The following is a 15,521-nucleotide window of genomic DNA, read 5'->3' as shown; positions in this document are numbered from 1 at the left end:
CCTTTCCCCATCGTCTATTTGCGCAACAGGCGCAAACCGTTGAACACCACCAGCAGGCTCACGCCCATGTCGGCGAACACCGCCATCCACATGGTGGCGATCCCGGCGAAGGTTACCCCAAGAAAGATCGCTTTGATGACCAATGCCAGGGCAATGTTCTGTTTGAGGATATTGGAGGTCTGCCGCGACAGGCTGATGAAGGCCGGGATCTTGCGCAGATCGTCGTCCATCAGGGCGACATCGGCGGTTTCGATGGCGGTGTCGGTCCCGGCGGCCGCCATGGCGAAACCGATCTCGGCCCGCGCCAGTGCAGGAGCGTCGTTGATGCCGTCGCCGACCATCCCCACGCGATAGCCCTGGGCATACAGCGTTTCGATGGCCTGCAGCTTCTCGCTCGGCAACAGATCGCCTTGCGCCTGATCGATGCCCACATGGGCGGCGATGACCTCGGCGGTGTGAACGTTGTCACCGGTCAGCATCAGGGTTTTGATGCCCAGTTCATGCAACTGCTGGATCGCTTCGCGACTGGTCGCTTTCACGGTGTCCGCGACGGCAAACAAGGCCAGCGGACCCGACTTGTCGAGCAACAGCACCACCGACTTGCCCTGTTTCTCCAGAGCAAACAGTTTTTCTTCCAGCGCTGGAGAACACAGGCCCAAGTCTTCCACCAGTCGATGGTTGCCCAGGTGATAGAGCTCACCATTGATCTCACCGCGTACTCCACGCCCCGCCAAGGCTTCGAAGTTATCCACAGTCAGCGGCGCGCGCTGGTTATCCACAACTGCCGCGTTGGCGATGGCCAGCGACACCGGGTGATCCGAGCGACCAGCCAGCGCCGCCGCAAGGGCCGGGGCTGTTTGATCGGCGGTCGGGTCGAGGGACAAATAGTCGGTCTGCACCGGTTTGCCATGCGTGAGGGTGCCGGTCTTGTCGAGGGCCAGGTAGTCGAGTTTGTAGCCGTGCTCCAGGTAGACGCCGCCCTTGACCAGAATCCCTTTGCGCGCCGCTGCCGCGAGGCCGCTGACAATGGTCACCGGAGTGGAAATCACCAAGGCGCATGGGCAGGCGACCACCAGCAACACCAGCGCCCGATAGATCCAGTCGAACCACAGCGCATCCATGAACAGCGGCGGGATCACCGCCACGGCGAGGGCCAGGATGAACACCGCCGGTGTGTAGATTTTCGAAAAGCTGTCGACGAAACGCTGGGTCGGCGCCCGCGCGCCCTGGGCCTGTTCGACGGCGTGGATGATCCGCGCGAGGGTCGAGTGGTCGGCCGCTGCGGTCACGGTGTATTCCAGTGAACCGGACTGGTTGATGGTGCCGGCGAACACTTTGTCGCCGATGGTTTTTTCGACCGGCAGGCTTTCACCGGTGATCGGCGCCTGGTTGATGGTCGAGCTGCCAGACAACACTTCGCCGTCCAGACCGATCCGCTCACCGGGACGCACCCGCACCCGTGCGCCCAGTTCGATGCTTTTCACCGGTTGTGCGACCCAACTGCCGTCGGCTTGTTGCACCGTGGCTTGCTCGGGCGCCATCTGCATCAGTCCGCCGATGGCGTTGCGCGCCCGGTCCAGGGACCTGGCTTCGATCAACTCGGCGACGGTAAACAGGAACATCACCATTGCCGCTTCCGGCCACTGGCCGATCAGGACCGCACCGGTCACCGCGATGCTCATCAGCGCGTTGATGTTCAGGTTGAGGTTTTTCAGGGCGATCCAGCCCTTTTTATAGGTACCCAGGCCGCCACTGAGGATTGAGATCAGCGCAATCACCGCCACCACCCAAGTGGGCGCCGCGTTAGTGAAGTGGATCACTTCAGCCGCCAACGCACCAACGCCGGACAGCGCCAATGGCCACCAAGGTTTTTTCTCTGGCACAGGTATTGGCGCTTCGACGCCTTGTTCCAGCGGCTCGGCGTGCATGCCGAGGGACTTGATCGCCTCGATGATCGGCGCGGTGCCTGGCAGGTCATGGGTCACGCCCAACACCCGGTTGATCAGGTTGAACTCCAGTTGCTGTACGCCCGCAAGCTTGCCGAGTTTGTTCTGGATCAGCGTCTGCTCGGTCGGGCAGTCCATGGCCTCGATGCGGAAGCTGCTCAGCCGCGCGCCGGCGGTCGGTGTCTCGCTCAACTTGATCAGCGATGGCGCCGCGGCTTTGGAGGAACAGCAGGAATCGCCGTGGCCGCCATGATCATGGCTACCATGGGCATGCTGGGACGCAGGCTGCAGCTTGTGGCTGTGATCGTGATCGTGATCGTGATCGTGATCAGCCTCGGGTTTGTGGGTGTGAAGAGAATCGCTCATTGGTCGCGTCCATGAAGGTGCCTGTTGCCAAGTAAAGACCCTGTAGCCACTATAGGGTCAAGCACCCTTTTGGAGATTGACGCGATGAAAATAGGAGAACTGGCGAAACTCACCGACTGCGCCGTGGAAACCATCCGCTACTACGAGCGCGAAAACCTGCTGCCGGAACCGGCCCGCAGCGACGGCAATTACCGCGTCTACACCCAGGCCCACGCCGAACGCCTGACCTTCATCCGCAATTGCCGGACCCTCGACATGACCCTGGAGGAAATCCGCAGCCTGTTGGCCCTGCGCGACAGCCCGCAGGATCAATGTGAAAACGTCAACGCGTTGATCGACGAACATATCCATCATGTGAAGGCACGAATCGACGGTTTGCTGGCCTTGCAGACACAACTGCTCGACCTGCGCCAACGCTGCAGCGAAGGGCCGGATATCGATCAGTGCGGGATTTTGCAGCGGCTGGAGGTGAGTGGCGGGGTTGTGGCGACGGAGGTTGAGCATTCCCATGTCGGCCGAAGCCATGGGCATTAAGAATGCCTTCGCGGGCAAGCCTCGCTCCTACAGGTATCGTGTGAACCTGTAGGAGCGAGGCTTGCCCGCGAAGCGGTGCCAGACTCAGACCGCCATCGGCGCCGTCATCGGAGCGTGGTGCTCATAGCCTTCGAGCGAGAAATCACTTGGCTCGATCAGCTCCAGCCACTCCGGCTGATACACACCGGTCTTGGCAAACTCTGGCACACGGTCGGAGATCTTCAGCTTCGGCATGGCGAATGGCTCGCGCTTGAGCTGTTCGTTGAGCATGTCCAGGTGGTTTTCGTAGACGTGGGCATCACCGATGAAATAGGTGAACCAGCGCGGCGTGTAACCGGTCAGGCGACCGATCAGGCTCAGCAGCGCGGCGCCTTCGGTGAGGTTGAACGGCGTGCCCAGGCCCAGGTCGTTGGAGCGGATGTAGAGGGTCAGGGAGATTTCCCTGGTCTCGACATTCGGGTGGAACTGGTACAGCAAGTGGCACGGCGGCAGGGCCATTTCATCGAGCTGCGCAACGTTCCAGCCGTGGAACAGAATGCGACGGCTGCCCGGGTCCTTGATGATGGTGTCGACGCACTGGCGGATCTGGTCGATCGCCTTGTACAACACCACATACGCCTGGCCATCTTCTTCGCCTTCAGCAATCTGCCGATAACCCTGGCTCAGGGTCTGCTCGATGGCGGCCTGGTTGCTGACCGGGATCTGCTTGTACGCCGGCCATTTGCGCCATTGCACGCCGTAGATCTCGCCGAGGTCGTCTTCACCCTGACGGAACGGGTTGGCCAGCCACTGGGCGTTTTCGTTGGCGTTCTGGTCCCAGACCTTGCAACCCAGCGCACGGAATTCAGCGGCGTTGTTCACCCCGCGCAGAAAACCGCACATCTCGCCGATGGCCGACTTGAAGGCCATCTTGCGGGTGGTGATCGCCGGGAAACCTTCCTGCAAATCGAAGCGCAGCATCGCACCCGGAAAGCTGATGGTGTTCACGCCGGTGCGGTTGGCCTGTTTGGTGCCGTTCTTGATGACGTGGGCGACCAGATCGAGATATTGCTTCATGAATTACCTGTGTCCTTGAACCCGGAGCCGTCGCCCCGGGGTTCGAATTTTTTGCGCCAGCTGCTTATACAGCCGCTGCGGGGGCCGCCGGGGCGCGTCGATAAGCCAGCCAGATCAGGAATAGACCGCCGACGATCATCGGTACGCACAGCACCTGGCCCATGGTCAGCCAGTTCCACGCCAGATAGCCCAGTTGCGCATCCGGAACGCGGACGAACTCGACGATGAAACGGAAAATGCCATAGAACAGCGCAAACATCCCGGATACCGCCATGGTCGGCCGTGGCTTGCGCGAGAACAGCCAGAGGATCAGGAACAGCGCCACACCTTCCAGCGCAAACTGGTACAGCTGCGACGGGTGACGCGGCAACTGCGCCGGGTCGCTGAACGGCGGGAAGATCATCGCCCACGGCACGTCGGTCGGCTTGCCCCACAACTCGGCGTTGATGAAGTTGCCGATGCGCCCGGCACCCAGACCGATCGGCACCATCGGCGCAACGAAGTCCATCAGCTGGAAGAACGACTTGTTGTTCTTTTTACCAAACCACAACGCTGCGAGCATCACACCGATGAAGCCACCGTGGAACGACATGCCGCCCTTCCACACTTCGAAGATCAACATCGGGTTGGCCAGGTAAGCGCTCAGATCATAAAACAGCACATAACCCAGACGGCCGCCGACGATGACGCCCATCGACATCCAGAACACCATGTCGGAGAGTTTCTCCTTGGTCCAGGTCGGGTCGAAGCGGTTCAGCCGACGGGACGCCAGCAGCCACGCGCCGCCGATGCCGACCAGATACATCAGGCCGTACCAGTGGATTTTCAGCGGACCGATGGCCAGGGCCACCGGGTCGATCTGCGGGTAAGGCAGCATTGCGACTCCTCGTTAGAGTTGAAACCTTCAAAATTCCCGGGCGACGCTGTCACGCCAGGATTAAGCCAGGATTGCGTTAGGTGTCAGAGCAGGAAGTTCAAGCCGACGCAAAACAGCAAAGCGGCAAACAGTCTTTTCAGCAAGCGTGGCGACAGCCTGTGGGCCAGTCGTGCACCGAGGCGGGCGAAGACCATGCTGGTCAGAGCGATCCCCAGCAGCGCCGGCAAATAAACAAAACCGAGACTATGGGCCGGCAGCAGTGGATCGTGCCAGCCCAGAATCATGAAACTTAATGCACTTGCCAAAGCGATGGGCAGGCCACAGGCCGACGATGTGGCCACCGCTTGTTGCATCGGAACGCTGCGCCAGGTCAGGAATGGCACGGTCAGCGAGCCGCCGCCGATCCCGAAAATCGCCGAAGCCCAGCCAATCACACTGCCGGCCACGGTCAGACCGACTTTACCGGGCACCGTTCGGCTGGCCTTGGGTTTGAAGTCCAAGGCGAGTTGAACAGCGATGATCAACGCGAATATGCCGATGATCTTCTGCAGATTCGGCCCGGAGATCGCTTCGGCGGTCAGCGCGCCGAAACCGGCACCGATCAGAATGCCGAGAGTCATCCAGGCAAAAATCGGCCAACGCACGGCGCCGCGGCGATGATGTTCGCGAACCGCATTGACCGACGTAAAAATGATCGTCGCCAGGGAAGTACCGACTGCAAGATGCGTCAGGATCGACGGATCAAATCCCTGCAAGGTGAAGCTGAACACCAGCACCGGGACGATGATAATCCCGCCGCCTACCCCAAACAGCCCGGCCAGCACGCCCGCACAGGCGCCCAGCGCCAGATAGAGCAAAAATTCCATGGCCACGTCCCCAAGCATCCCGAAACAGGAGCGGCATGGTAACGGATGCATGGCCTCGGGCTCCACTGCGGATGGCGATGGATCGATGAGCGATGTCTGCGTAGAGTGAGCAAAAAACACACAAGGACCACCTTATGTGCCTGATTGTCTTTGCCTGGCGGCCGGGTCATGCCCAGCCGCTGATCGTGGCGGCCAACCGCGACGAATTCTATGCCCGGCCCAGCCTGCCCCTGGCGCAATGGCCGCACGCCCCGCATGTCTACGCCGGGCGTGACCTCGAGGCCGGCGGTACGTGGCTCGGTGTCGGCGCCAATGGGCGCTTCGCCGCACTGACCAACATCCGTAATCCCCTTCAACCGCCGGCCGCCAAGTCGCGAGGCGAACTGGTGGCGCAGTTTCTCAGCGGGGAAACGCCCATTGAAGACTATTTAAGCGACGTTATCGCACGTTCGGCTGAATATGCCGGGTTCAATCTGCTGATCGGCAATGCCAAAGAGCTCTGGCACTTCAACGCTCGGGAAACCTCGGCGGTCAGGCTCGAACCAGGGCTTTATGGGTTATCGAACGCGGGGCTGAATACGCCGTGGCCAAAAGTGCTCAAGGCCAAGGCAGCGTTGAGCGAAGTCCTGGACGATCCACAACCACAGGCGTTATTGGCCTTGCTGAGCGATCCGCAGATCGCACCACTTGCCGAGCTGCCGGACACTGGCGTGGGGCAAGCCACCGAGACGTTGTTGTCGAGCGTGTTTATCAAGAGCCAGGCTTATGGGACGCGGGCGAGCACGGCGTTGATTGTTCAGGCGAATGGGATGCGGCATATGGTCGAGCGGAGTTTCGGGCCGTATGGGGGGCATTTGGGGGAAGTGGAAGTCAGGATTTAATTTTGTGCTGCCTGGACTGGCCCCATCGCGGGCAAGCCAGCTCCCACAGGTTTTGGTGTTGATCACAAATCAGTGAATCGACCCAAATTCCTGTGGGAGCTGGCTTGCCAGCGATGAGGCCATCAGCCTTTTAAAGGGTCTTGACCGAAGCCGGATTGATCATCCGTGCCAACCCAAGGTTTTTCAGCGCCAGTTGCAGCGAGCTGTGGATAACTTGCGGGTTGTCGATGGTCATCAGCTCGGCGAGCAGTTCCTTGGCCTTGCTCAGGTTGATCTGACGCAGCATCCACTTCACTTTCGGCAAGTTGGTGGCGTTCATCGACAGGCTGTCGAAGCCCATTGCCATCAACAGCACCGCCGCCGCCGGGTCACCGGCCATTTCGCCGCAGATACTCACCGGTTTGCCTTCGGCATGCGCATCGCGCACCACGCTCTGCAGGGCTTGCAGCACCGCCGGGTGCAGGTAGTCGTAGAGGTCGGCCACCCGTGGGTTGTTTCGGTCCACGGCCAGCAGGTACTGGGTCAGGTCGTTGGAGCCGACCGACAGGAAGTCCACCTGCCGCGCCAGTTCCTTGGTCTGATACACCGCTGCCGGAATCTCGATCATCACGCCAACCGGCGGCATCGGCACGTCGGTGCCTTCGTCGCGGACTTCGCCCCAGGCCCGGTGGATCAGGTGCAAGGCTTCTTCCAGTTCATGGGTGCCGGAAATCATCGGCAGCAGAATACGCAGGTTGTTCAGGCCTTCGCTGGCCTTGAGCATGGCGCGGGTCTGCACCAGGAAGATTTCCGGGTGGTCGAGGGTCACGCGAATCCCGCGCCAGCCGAGGAACGGGTTGTCTTCCTTGATCGGGAAGTACGACAGCGCCTTGTCACCGCCAATGTCCAGGCTACGCATGGTCACTGGTTGTGGATGGAACGCGGCAAGTTGCTCGCGATAGATCGCCAGCTGTTCCTTTTCGCTCGGGAAACGCTGGTTGATCATGAACGGCACTTCGGTGCGGTACAGACCCACGCCCTCGGCACCGCGCTTCTGCGCCCGTGCCACGTCCGCCAGCAGGCCGGTGTTGACCCACAGCGGCATGCGGTGGCCATCAACCGTTACGCACGGCAGGTCGCGTAATGCATCCAGCCCGAGGGCCAGTTGTTTCTCTTCCTCGACCACGTCGGCGAACTGCTTGCGCAGCACGTCACTCGGGTTGGTGTAGACCTCGCCGTGGTAGCCGTCGACGATCATCTGGATGCCGTCGACCTTGGAGTACGGCAGGTCGACCAGGCCCATCACCGTCGGAATACCCATGGCGCGCGCCAGGATCGCCACGTGGGAGTTGCCAGAACCGAGTACCGACACCAGGCCCACCAGCTTGCCTTCCGGTACCTCGCCGAGCATTGCCGGCGTCAGTTCTTCGCTGACCAGAATGGTGTTGTCGGGGTAGACCAGCGTCTGCTGCCGCTCTTCCTGCAAGTAGGCGAGCAAACGGCGGCCGAGGTCCTTGACGTCCGAGGCCCGCTCACGCAGGTAGGCGTCGTCCATCAGTTCGAAACGGTTGACGTGATCGGTAACCACCTGACGCAGCGCGCCCTGGGCCCACTGACCGGTCTTGATCACGGTGGTGACTTCGCTGCCGAGCGAAGCATCGTCGAGCATCATCAAGTAGACGTCGAACAGGGCCCGCTCTTCAGGTCGCAGCTGGGTTGCCAGCTTGGCGGACAAGGCACGCATGTCGGCGCGCACGCCTTCGATGGCCGTCTTGAACAGCCCAAGTTCTGCATCGATGTCGGTGATGGTCTTGTCCGGCACCACATCCAGATCGGCCGGCGGCAGCATGACGACTGCGGTGCCGACCGCCGCGCCCGGCGAACCAGGTACGCCGACGAACTTTGCTTCCTGGATACCTTTGCCCTGACGGCCCAGGCCACGGATCGAACCGGTGGCCTCGGCATGGGCGATAACGCCGGCGAGCTGCGCGCTCATGGTCACGAGGAAGGCTTCTTCACCCTCATCGAACTGGCGGCGTTCCTTTTGTTGAATGACCAATACGCCGACGACGCGGCGGTGGTGAATGATCGGCGCCCCGAGGAACGACGCGTAGCGCTCTTCACCGGTCTCGGCGAAGTAACGGTAGCGCGGGTGATCCGCGGCGTTTTCGAGGTTCAGGGGTTCTTCACGCGTGCCGACCAGGCCGACCAGACCTTCGTTGGGTGCCATGCTGACTTTGCCGATCGAGCGCTTGTTCAAGCCCTCGGTGGCCATCAGCACGAAGCGGTTGGTCTCTGGATCAAGCAGGTAGACCGAGCAGACCTGGCTGCCCATGGCCTCTTTGACGCGCAACACAATAATCCCCAACGCCGCCTTGAGATCCTTGGCGGAGTTAACTTCCTGGACGATCTTGCGCAGCGTATTGAGCATGGCTCGGGGTCGAACTCCGTCGTCAGTCGCGCGCTAAAAGGCGCGGGGCAAGCTCTTTGAGAGCGCGTCGATACACCTCGCGCTTGAATGTCACCACCTGGCCCAACGGATACCAATAGCTGACCCAGCGCCAGCCATCGAATTCCGGTTTACCGGTCAAATCCATCCGCACCCGCTGCTCGTTGGAGATCAGGCGCAGGAGAAACCATTTCTGCTTCTGGCCGATGCACAGCGGTTGGCTGTGCGTTCTGACCAGACGTTGCGGCAAACGATAACGCAACCAGCCCCGGGTGCAGGCGAGAATTTCAACATCTTCGCGCTCCAGGCCCACTTCTTCGTTCAACTCGCGGTACAAGGCGTCTTCCGGCGTCTCCTGGGGGTTGATCCCGCCCTGTGGAAACTGCCAGGCATCTTGATTGATTCGGCGAGCCCATAGCACCTGGCCAGCATCATTCGTCAGAATGATCCCGACATTGGGGCGGAAACCATCGGGGTCGATCACGGCAACAACCTCGCAAACGCATGTCGCCGCATTGTTCCACAAAGGTTGTGAAAGCAGCAACGAGCCGACCTACCTTATGTGCACTCTTGTGAAAAGTCCGTATTCTGGAGACCTTTCTACAGACTTTTCAGCGAGTAACTGCAATGCGGCTGGCTTTATTCGACTTGGACAACACGCTTCTGGGCGGCGACAGTGACCACGCCTGGGGCGATTATCTGTGCGAACGCGGTTTCCTCGACGCCGTCGCCTACAAGGCACGCAACGACGAGTTCTATCAGGACTACCTGGCCGGCAAGCTGGATCAGGCCGCCTACCTGAACTTCTGCCTGGAAGTCCTCGGCCGCACCGAAATGGCGACACTGGATCAATGGCACCTGGATTACATGCGCGACTGCATCGAACCGCTCGTGCTGCCCAAGGGCCTCGAACTGTTGGCCCAACACCGTGAGGCCGGCGACAAGCTGGTCATCATCACCGCCACCAACCGTTTTGTGACCGGGCCGATTGCCACGCGTTTAGGCGTTGAAACCCTGATCGCCACCGAATGCGAAATGATCGACGGCCGGTACAGCGGGCGCAGCACCGATATCCCGTGCTTCCGTGAAGGCAAGGTGACCCGGTTGAATCGTTGGCTGGAAGAAACCGGCCACAGCCTGGAAGACAGTTATTTCTACAGCGACTCGATGAACGACTTGGCGTTGCTGGAGCAAGTGACGAATCCGATCGCGGTCGATCCGGACCCTAACTTGCGGGCCGAGGCCGAGAAACGTGGCTGGCCGGTGATCAGTTTGCGCGATTGATTAAGCCTGTAGCAGCTACCGAGGTACGAGGCTGCGTTGCGGTCCGCAGGACCGCCCTTCGGGGCCGCTTCGCAGCCCATCGCAGCCTCGCACCTCGCAGCAGCTACAGATTCCGCGCTATACCGGCTTGGCCCCCATCAACCCCGCAATGGCGATCAAGCAGACAAAACTGAACAACGCCAACGCCAACGTAAACTTCCCATTCCCCGCCGCCGGCGCCTTGCGCAGCCGATTGAGCCGCACCAGCAGCCAGAACCAGCCCAGCGCCGCCACGGTGTACAGCACACTGGACGCCAGCAACCAGGTCTGCCCCAACGGCCAGCCCACCAGATGCACCATCCACCAGCCGGTAAACGGCATGCTCAACAGCGCCAGGCCCATCAACAACCAGATGAACACCTGCGGTCGCTGCAAGGTACGCGCAGGCGCCGTCGCATCACCGTTACGACGAGTGCGCCAGACCCAGATTGCCAGCCCCAGTGCGCTGATCAACAGCAGCACCGTCGCCACGCCATGCGCGACTTTGAGGGCGGTTAACGTTTCCATTGTTCGAATTCCTTATAGGCTGCCCATCAGCGTAGCCGCTCAGCCGAGAAACAGCTGATAGGCCGGGTTGTCGCTTTCGTCCCAGTACGGGTAGCCGATTTCTTCCAGCGCCGCCGGTACCAGATGACGCTCGTCGTGGGGCACTTGCAGGCCCGCGACCACACGGCCATCCGCCGCGCCGTGGTTGCGGTAGTGGAACATCGAAATGTTCCAGCGCCCACCGAGCTTGTTGAGGAAGTTGAACAACGCACCCGGACGCTCCGGGAACTCGAAGCGCAGCACCACCTCATCGACCACCTGGGCGGCACGCCCGCCAACCATATGGCGAATGTGCAATTTGGCCAGTTCGTTGTCGGTCAGGTCGAGTACCGGGAAACCCTGCTCGGTCAGGCTGGCGAGCAGCGCACTGCGCGGGTCGTTTTCCGGATGGGTCTGCACGCCGACAAAGATGTGCGCTTCGCTGCCGGTGTTGTAGCGGTAGTTGAATTCGGTGATCTGGCGCTTGCCGATGGCTTCGCAGAACGCCTTGAAGCTGCCCGGTTTCTCGGGGATGGTCACGGCGATGATAGCTTCGCGGCCCTCGCCCAGCTCGGCACGCTCGGCGACGTGTCGCAAGCGGTCGAAGTTGACGTTGGCGCCGGAATCGATGGCCACGAAGGTGTGGCCGGTGACGCCACGTTGCTCGACGTATTTCTTGATCCCGGCCACGCCCAAGGCGCCGGCAGGTTCAGTGATCGAGCGGGTATCGTCGTAGATATCCTTGATCGCCGCACAGATTTCATCGGTGCTGACGGTGATCACTTCATCAACGTAGTCTTTGCAGATATCGAAGGTGTGCTGGCCGATCTGCGCCACCGCGACGCCATCGGCAAACAGGCCCACGGTCGGCAACACCACGCGCTCACCGGCCGCCATGGCGGCTTGCAGGCAGTTGGAGTCATCCGGTTCGACGCCGATGATCTTGACGTCCGGACGCAGGTATTTCACGTACGCCGCAATCCCGGCGATCAATCCGCCACCGCCCACCGGAACGAAGATCGCATCCAGACGCCCCGGGTGCTGGCGCAGAATCTCCATGGCCACCGTGCCCTGCCCGGCAATGGTGTGGGGATCGTCGTAGGGGTGAATGTAGACGTAGCCTTTTTCGTCGACCAGTTTCAGCGAGTAGGCCAGGGCTTCCGGGAACGAATCGCCGTGCAGTACCACTTTGCCGCCGCGCGAACGCACGCCCTCGACCTTGATCTCCGGGGTGGTCTTGGGCATCACGATGGTCGCTTTCACGCCCAGCACTTTGGCTGCCAGGGCCAGGCCTTGCGCATGGTTGCCCGCCGAAGCGGTGACCACGCCACGGGCGCGCTCTTCATCGCTCAGTTGCGTCAGCTTGTTGTAAGCGCCGCGAATCTTGAACGAGAACACCGGCTGCAAGTCTTCACGCTTGAGCCAAATCTCGTTGCCCAGCCGCTCGGAGAGCTGGCGAGCAGTCTGCAATGGGGTTTCTACGGCAACGTCATAAACGCGCGAGGTGAGGATCTTTTTGACGTACTGTTCGAGCATCGGAAAGCATCACTGAACGGGTTGGGCAGGGCCAAGGAGTCTAACCCGGCTTTCGGGCGGGCGACCACACTAAACAGGTGGTTTTAGCCACTCGCAAACGCAAGAGACTCATTGTGGCGAGGGAGCTTGCTCCCGCTGGAGTGCGAAGTGCTCCCCAAAACAGGCAGCCCGTTTCTTCAAACACACTGTATTGGCAGGTTTACGACTGCTGCGCAGCCGAGCGGGAGCAAGCTCCCTCGCCACAGACAAGCCCCCTCGTCTCCATTCGACACACTGGCAATGACCTTCCACATCGCGAGGCCTATAATGCCGGCCTTTCGTCCCCCTCTTCGGCACCTCGGAGCCCGCATGACCCAGGATCAACTCAAACAGGCAGTGGCTCAGGCCGCCGTCGACTTCATCCTCCCTAAACTCGATGACAAGAGCATCGTCGGGGTCGGCACCGGCTCTACCGCCAATTGCTTCATCGACGCCCTGGCCAAGCACAAAGGCGCGTTTGACGGCGCAGTGGCCAGTTCCGAAGCCACCGCCGCGCGCCTCAAGGGCCACGGGATTCCGGTGTATGAGCTCAATACCGTCAGCGATCTGGAGTTCTACGTCGACGGCGCCGATGAAAGCGACGAGCACCTGCACCTGATCAAAGGCGGCGGTGCAGCCCTGACCCGCGAGAAGATCGTGGCGGCCGTGGCCAAGACCTTCATCTGCATCGCCGACGCCAGCAAACTGGTGCCGGTGCTCGGTGCGTTCCCATTGCCGGTGGAAGTGATCCCGATGGCTCGCAGCCACGTGGCCCGCGAACTGGTGAAGCTGGGCGGCGACCCGGTTTACCGTGAAGGTGTGCTGACCGATAACGGCAACATCATCCTTGACGTGCACAACATGCAGATCACCAACCCGGTGGAGCTGGAAGCACAGATCAACGCCATCGTCGGCGTGGTCACCAACGGTTTGTTCGCGGCGCGCCCGGCGGACTTGCTGCTGTTGGGCACGAGCGAAGGCGTGAAAACCCTCAAGGCCTGATGCCACACCCATTTGTAGGAGCGAAGCTTGCTCGCTCCTACAATTGGTTTTGCGGTGTTGGTCAGGGCTGTGCCGGTTTTTTGAAGACGTAGAACAGGTTCGGCTCGCTGACGAGGTACAGGGTGCCGTCGTCATCCATGGCAATGCCTTCCGGCTTGTGCAATCCCTGACGACCCTTGCTCAGTGACAGGGTGCTCAGCGGTCGCCCGTCCACATCCAGTTCAAGAATCAACCGCGACTCATCGGACAGTGCCAGCAAATGGCCGCTGCGCTCGTCATATTGCAGGCTCGACAGGTCTCGCACGAACATTCCGCCATCGCGCTTGGGATTGTTCACCACGTGCACCGCGTAGGACTTCTCCGGGTTGTAATGGGGAAAGCCCTGCACTTCGTAGATCAGCATCGGGTCGCGCTCCTTGGCGACGAACAAGCGCTTGCCCACCGAGTCATAGGCCAACCCCTCGAATCCCTTGTTGCCGCTCATGTGCACGCCGAGGGTCATCTGCTCGGCGTCCGCGGCATCGAGGAACGTCGTGCCCTTGCGCAGATGAATCTTGATCAGCCGTTGCTCACGCTCATCGGTGATCACGTAAGTGTCAGCGCTAATGAACTCCACTGCTTCCGGGTCGCCGAATCCGACCAGCGCCACACGCCGCAGGATTTTGCCTTCCAGGGACAACTCGATCAGCTCGGCGTTTTTTTGGGTGACCGTGAACAGGCTTTTGCGCACGGGATCGAAGGTCAGCGCTGAAACATCGTCGTCCAGACCGTCAATGACTCGCGCCTCGATCGCCACCTGATACTGGTCCAGGCCAATGGATCGGGTATTCATCGGCTGCCATAGCGCCTGCACATTGAACCCGCTGCGTTCGAACAGGCGCTGGTACTGGCCGACGGCAACCAACACGATCAGGGCAATGACCGACAGGATCAGCATCAGGGGTTTGGGGCGGACAAGTCGACGCATTCAGGCAAACTCGGAAACAGGACGGGCGGATGAAACACCACGGCTGCCTGAATTAAAACCCTAATGGCCCGCGACCTTCTACCGCAACTACCGAACCTGTTGCTTTTCGAAGCGGTAGAACAGGTTCGGCTCGCTCACCATGTACAGCGTGCCTGCTTCGTCCATGGTGACGCCTTCGGCACGGGGAATGGTTTTCTTCAGGCCATTGAACCCTCCGAGCAAGGTCATGAAACTGACCTGCTCGCCCTTCTCGTCCAGTTCCAGCAACAAGTGAGAGTCGGCGGACAGCACCAGGGTGTGACCGGTGCGCGGATCGATGGCCAGGGCCGACAGGTTACGGACATCCAGTGCGTCGCTGGAGAGTTTCTGCTTGTCCCCCTTCAGGATCTGGCTGCCATCGCTTTTCCAGCTGAACAGCGCTGGTGGACGCTCTTCACCCAGCAGCAGTTGCTGGCGACGGGCATCCCAGACGACGGCTTCGAAGCCTTTATTCTGGTTTTTCGAGGGACCGAGATCGTACTTCGGGAAATTGGCGATGTTCAGCTCGCGCGTATCGGCATCGACCTTGACGATCGAGAGCAGGTGTTCGCGCTCATCGGTAATCGCCAGCAAACCATTGCCCATTACCGTCACCCCTTCCGGGTTGCTCCACCCCACCAGCGGCATTTTGCGCAACACGTCGCCTTGCAACGTCAGCTCGACCAGGAACGGGTTCTTGCCCATCACGGAGAACAGGGTTTTGGTCTGCGGGTCGTAAGACACGTCCGACGCTTCGTCCTTCTCCATGCCCGGCAGCAGTTTGGCGTCGATCACCGCCCGATAGTCCGGCAGCCAGACACTCTCTTTTCGTTCGGCAGGGCTTTCGAAGCGCTCCTTCACCCAGAGCACACCGCGATCATCCCAATGCATCGCAAACGCAAGGCCATAAGCGGCGACCGCCACCAGTAAAAGCCAGGAATACCAACGCATGACAAAGCGCGAGCGGCGGGCAGTTTTCAGCTTGGGCAGCGATTCGATGGCCATTCAGGGATGCGTTCCAGAAATTCAGGCTATGGGTAATAGCACATTGGGACAGGCTCAGATGCCATAAGCCCCGGAATTATCCAGACAAAATGTGAAAAAAACGGGAAATGGCCGGATTGCCCTGTGTGGGCAGCCAAGATCAAAAGATCGCAGCCTGCGGCAGGCTGCGGTTT

14 protein-coding genes are annotated in these 15,521 nt (G+C 60.7%); 4 read left to right on the top strand and 10 right to left on the bottom strand.

Going from position 1 to position 15,521, the window contains the following annotated elements; translation table 11 throughout:
- Nucleotides 1–14: 14 nt before the first annotated feature.
- Nucleotides 15–2,312 carry a heavy metal translocating P-type ATPase gene (locus AC07V0_RS12010; protein WP_310395519.1) on the bottom strand — a complete coding sequence of 766 codons (2,298 nt, stop codon included), beginning with the start codon at nt 2,310–2,312 and terminating at the stop codon, nt 15–17.
- An 84-nt stretch (nt 2,313–2,396) separates the two neighbouring features.
- On the opposite strand from AC07V0_RS12010, the gene cadR reads away from it, so the two are divergent.
- Nucleotides 2,397–2,846 (top strand): Cd(II)/Pb(II)-responsive transcriptional regulator, encoded by a 450-nt coding sequence (cadR, locus tag AC07V0_RS12005; RefSeq protein WP_007897786.1) that lies wholly within the window; start codon nt 2,397–2,399, stop codon nt 2,844–2,846.
- Between the two features lie 84 nt (nt 2,847–2,930).
- On the opposite strand, the gene AC07V0_RS12000 is transcribed toward cadR, so the two are convergent.
- The 3 genes from AC07V0_RS12000 to AC07V0_RS11990 form a co-directional block, all read right to left on the bottom strand.
- A complete protein-coding gene (locus AC07V0_RS12000) occupies nt 2,931–3,902 on the bottom strand; it encodes a thymidylate synthase (RefSeq protein WP_064621000.1) in 972 nt (323 codons plus the stop codon).
- Nucleotides 3,903–3,966: 64 nt separating this feature from the next.
- Nucleotides 3,967–4,779, bottom strand: a complete 813-nt coding sequence (gene lgt, locus AC07V0_RS11995) for a prolipoprotein diacylglyceryl transferase (RefSeq protein WP_064621002.1) — start codon at nt 4,777–4,779, stop codon at nt 3,967–3,969.
- Nucleotides 4,780–4,862: 83 nt separating this feature from the next.
- Nucleotides 4,863–5,645, bottom strand: a complete 783-nt coding sequence (locus tag AC07V0_RS11990; protein WP_018928658.1) for a sulfite exporter TauE/SafE family protein — start codon at nt 5,643–5,645, stop codon at nt 4,863–4,865.
- Between the two features lie 134 nt (nt 5,646–5,779).
- Between AC07V0_RS11990 and AC07V0_RS11985 the strand changes: the two genes are divergently transcribed.
- On the top strand, nt 5,780–6,526 hold the full coding sequence (locus AC07V0_RS11985; protein ID WP_086944384.1) for an NRDE family protein: 747 nt from the start codon (nt 5,780–5,782) through the stop codon (nt 6,524–6,526).
- Nucleotides 6,527–6,656: 130 nt separating this feature from the next.
- Here the strand turns inward: AC07V0_RS11985 and ptsP are convergent, their stop codons facing one another.
- Nucleotides 6,657–8,936 carry a phosphoenolpyruvate--protein phosphotransferase gene (gene ptsP, locus AC07V0_RS11980; RefSeq protein ID WP_018928656.1) on the bottom strand — a complete coding sequence of 760 codons (2,280 nt, stop codon included), beginning with the start codon at nt 8,934–8,936 and terminating at the stop codon, nt 6,657–6,659.
- Between the two features lie 22 nt (nt 8,937–8,958).
- A complete protein-coding gene (locus AC07V0_RS11975; protein ID WP_007897732.1) occupies nt 8,959–9,438 on the bottom strand; it encodes an RNA pyrophosphohydrolase in 480 nt (159 codons plus the stop codon).
- A gap of 143 nt (nt 9,439–9,581) precedes the next feature.
- On the opposite strand from AC07V0_RS11975, the gene AC07V0_RS11970 reads away from it, so the two are divergent.
- On the top strand, nt 9,582–10,238 hold the full coding sequence (locus AC07V0_RS11970) for a histidinol-phosphatase (protein ID WP_018928655.1): 657 nt from the start codon (nt 9,582–9,584) through the stop codon (nt 10,236–10,238).
- Between the two features lie 117 nt (nt 10,239–10,355).
- Here the strand turns inward: AC07V0_RS11970 and AC07V0_RS11965 are convergent, their stop codons facing one another.
- Together AC07V0_RS11965 and ilvA are read right to left on the bottom strand one after the other, a co-directional pair.
- A complete protein-coding gene (locus AC07V0_RS11965; RefSeq protein WP_018928654.1) occupies nt 10,356–10,784 on the bottom strand; it encodes a DUF2269 domain-containing protein in 429 nt (142 codons plus the stop codon).
- Between the two features lie 39 nt (nt 10,785–10,823).
- Nucleotides 10,824–12,338 (bottom strand): threonine ammonia-lyase, biosynthetic, encoded by a 1,515-nt coding sequence (ilvA, locus tag AC07V0_RS11960; RefSeq protein ID WP_086944383.1) that lies wholly within the window; start codon nt 12,336–12,338, stop codon nt 10,824–10,826.
- 348 nt (nt 12,339–12,686) lie between these two features.
- Between ilvA and rpiA the strand changes: the two genes are divergently transcribed.
- Entirely contained in the window at nt 12,687–13,358 is a 672-nt protein-coding gene (rpiA, locus tag AC07V0_RS11955; protein WP_018928652.1) for a ribose-5-phosphate isomerase RpiA, read from the top strand.
- 61 nt (nt 13,359–13,419) lie between these two features.
- Here the strand turns inward: rpiA and AC07V0_RS11950 are convergent, their stop codons facing one another.
- Nucleotides 13,420–14,325 (bottom strand): SdiA-regulated domain-containing protein, encoded by a 906-nt coding sequence (locus AC07V0_RS11950; protein WP_026286613.1) that lies wholly within the window; start codon nt 14,323–14,325, stop codon nt 13,420–13,422.
- Between the two features lie 87 nt (nt 14,326–14,412).
- On the bottom strand, nt 14,413–15,348 hold the full coding sequence (locus tag AC07V0_RS11945; RefSeq protein WP_064621008.1) for an SdiA-regulated domain-containing protein: 936 nt from the start codon (nt 15,346–15,348) through the stop codon (nt 14,413–14,415).
- Nucleotides 15,349–15,521 lie beyond the last annotated feature (173 nt).

The organism is Pseudomonas sp. GW821-FHT01E10, from assembly GCF_059422365.1.
The sequence above is the reverse complement of the archived record's forward strand: the minus strand, read 5'-3'. Positions and strand labels throughout refer to the sequence as shown.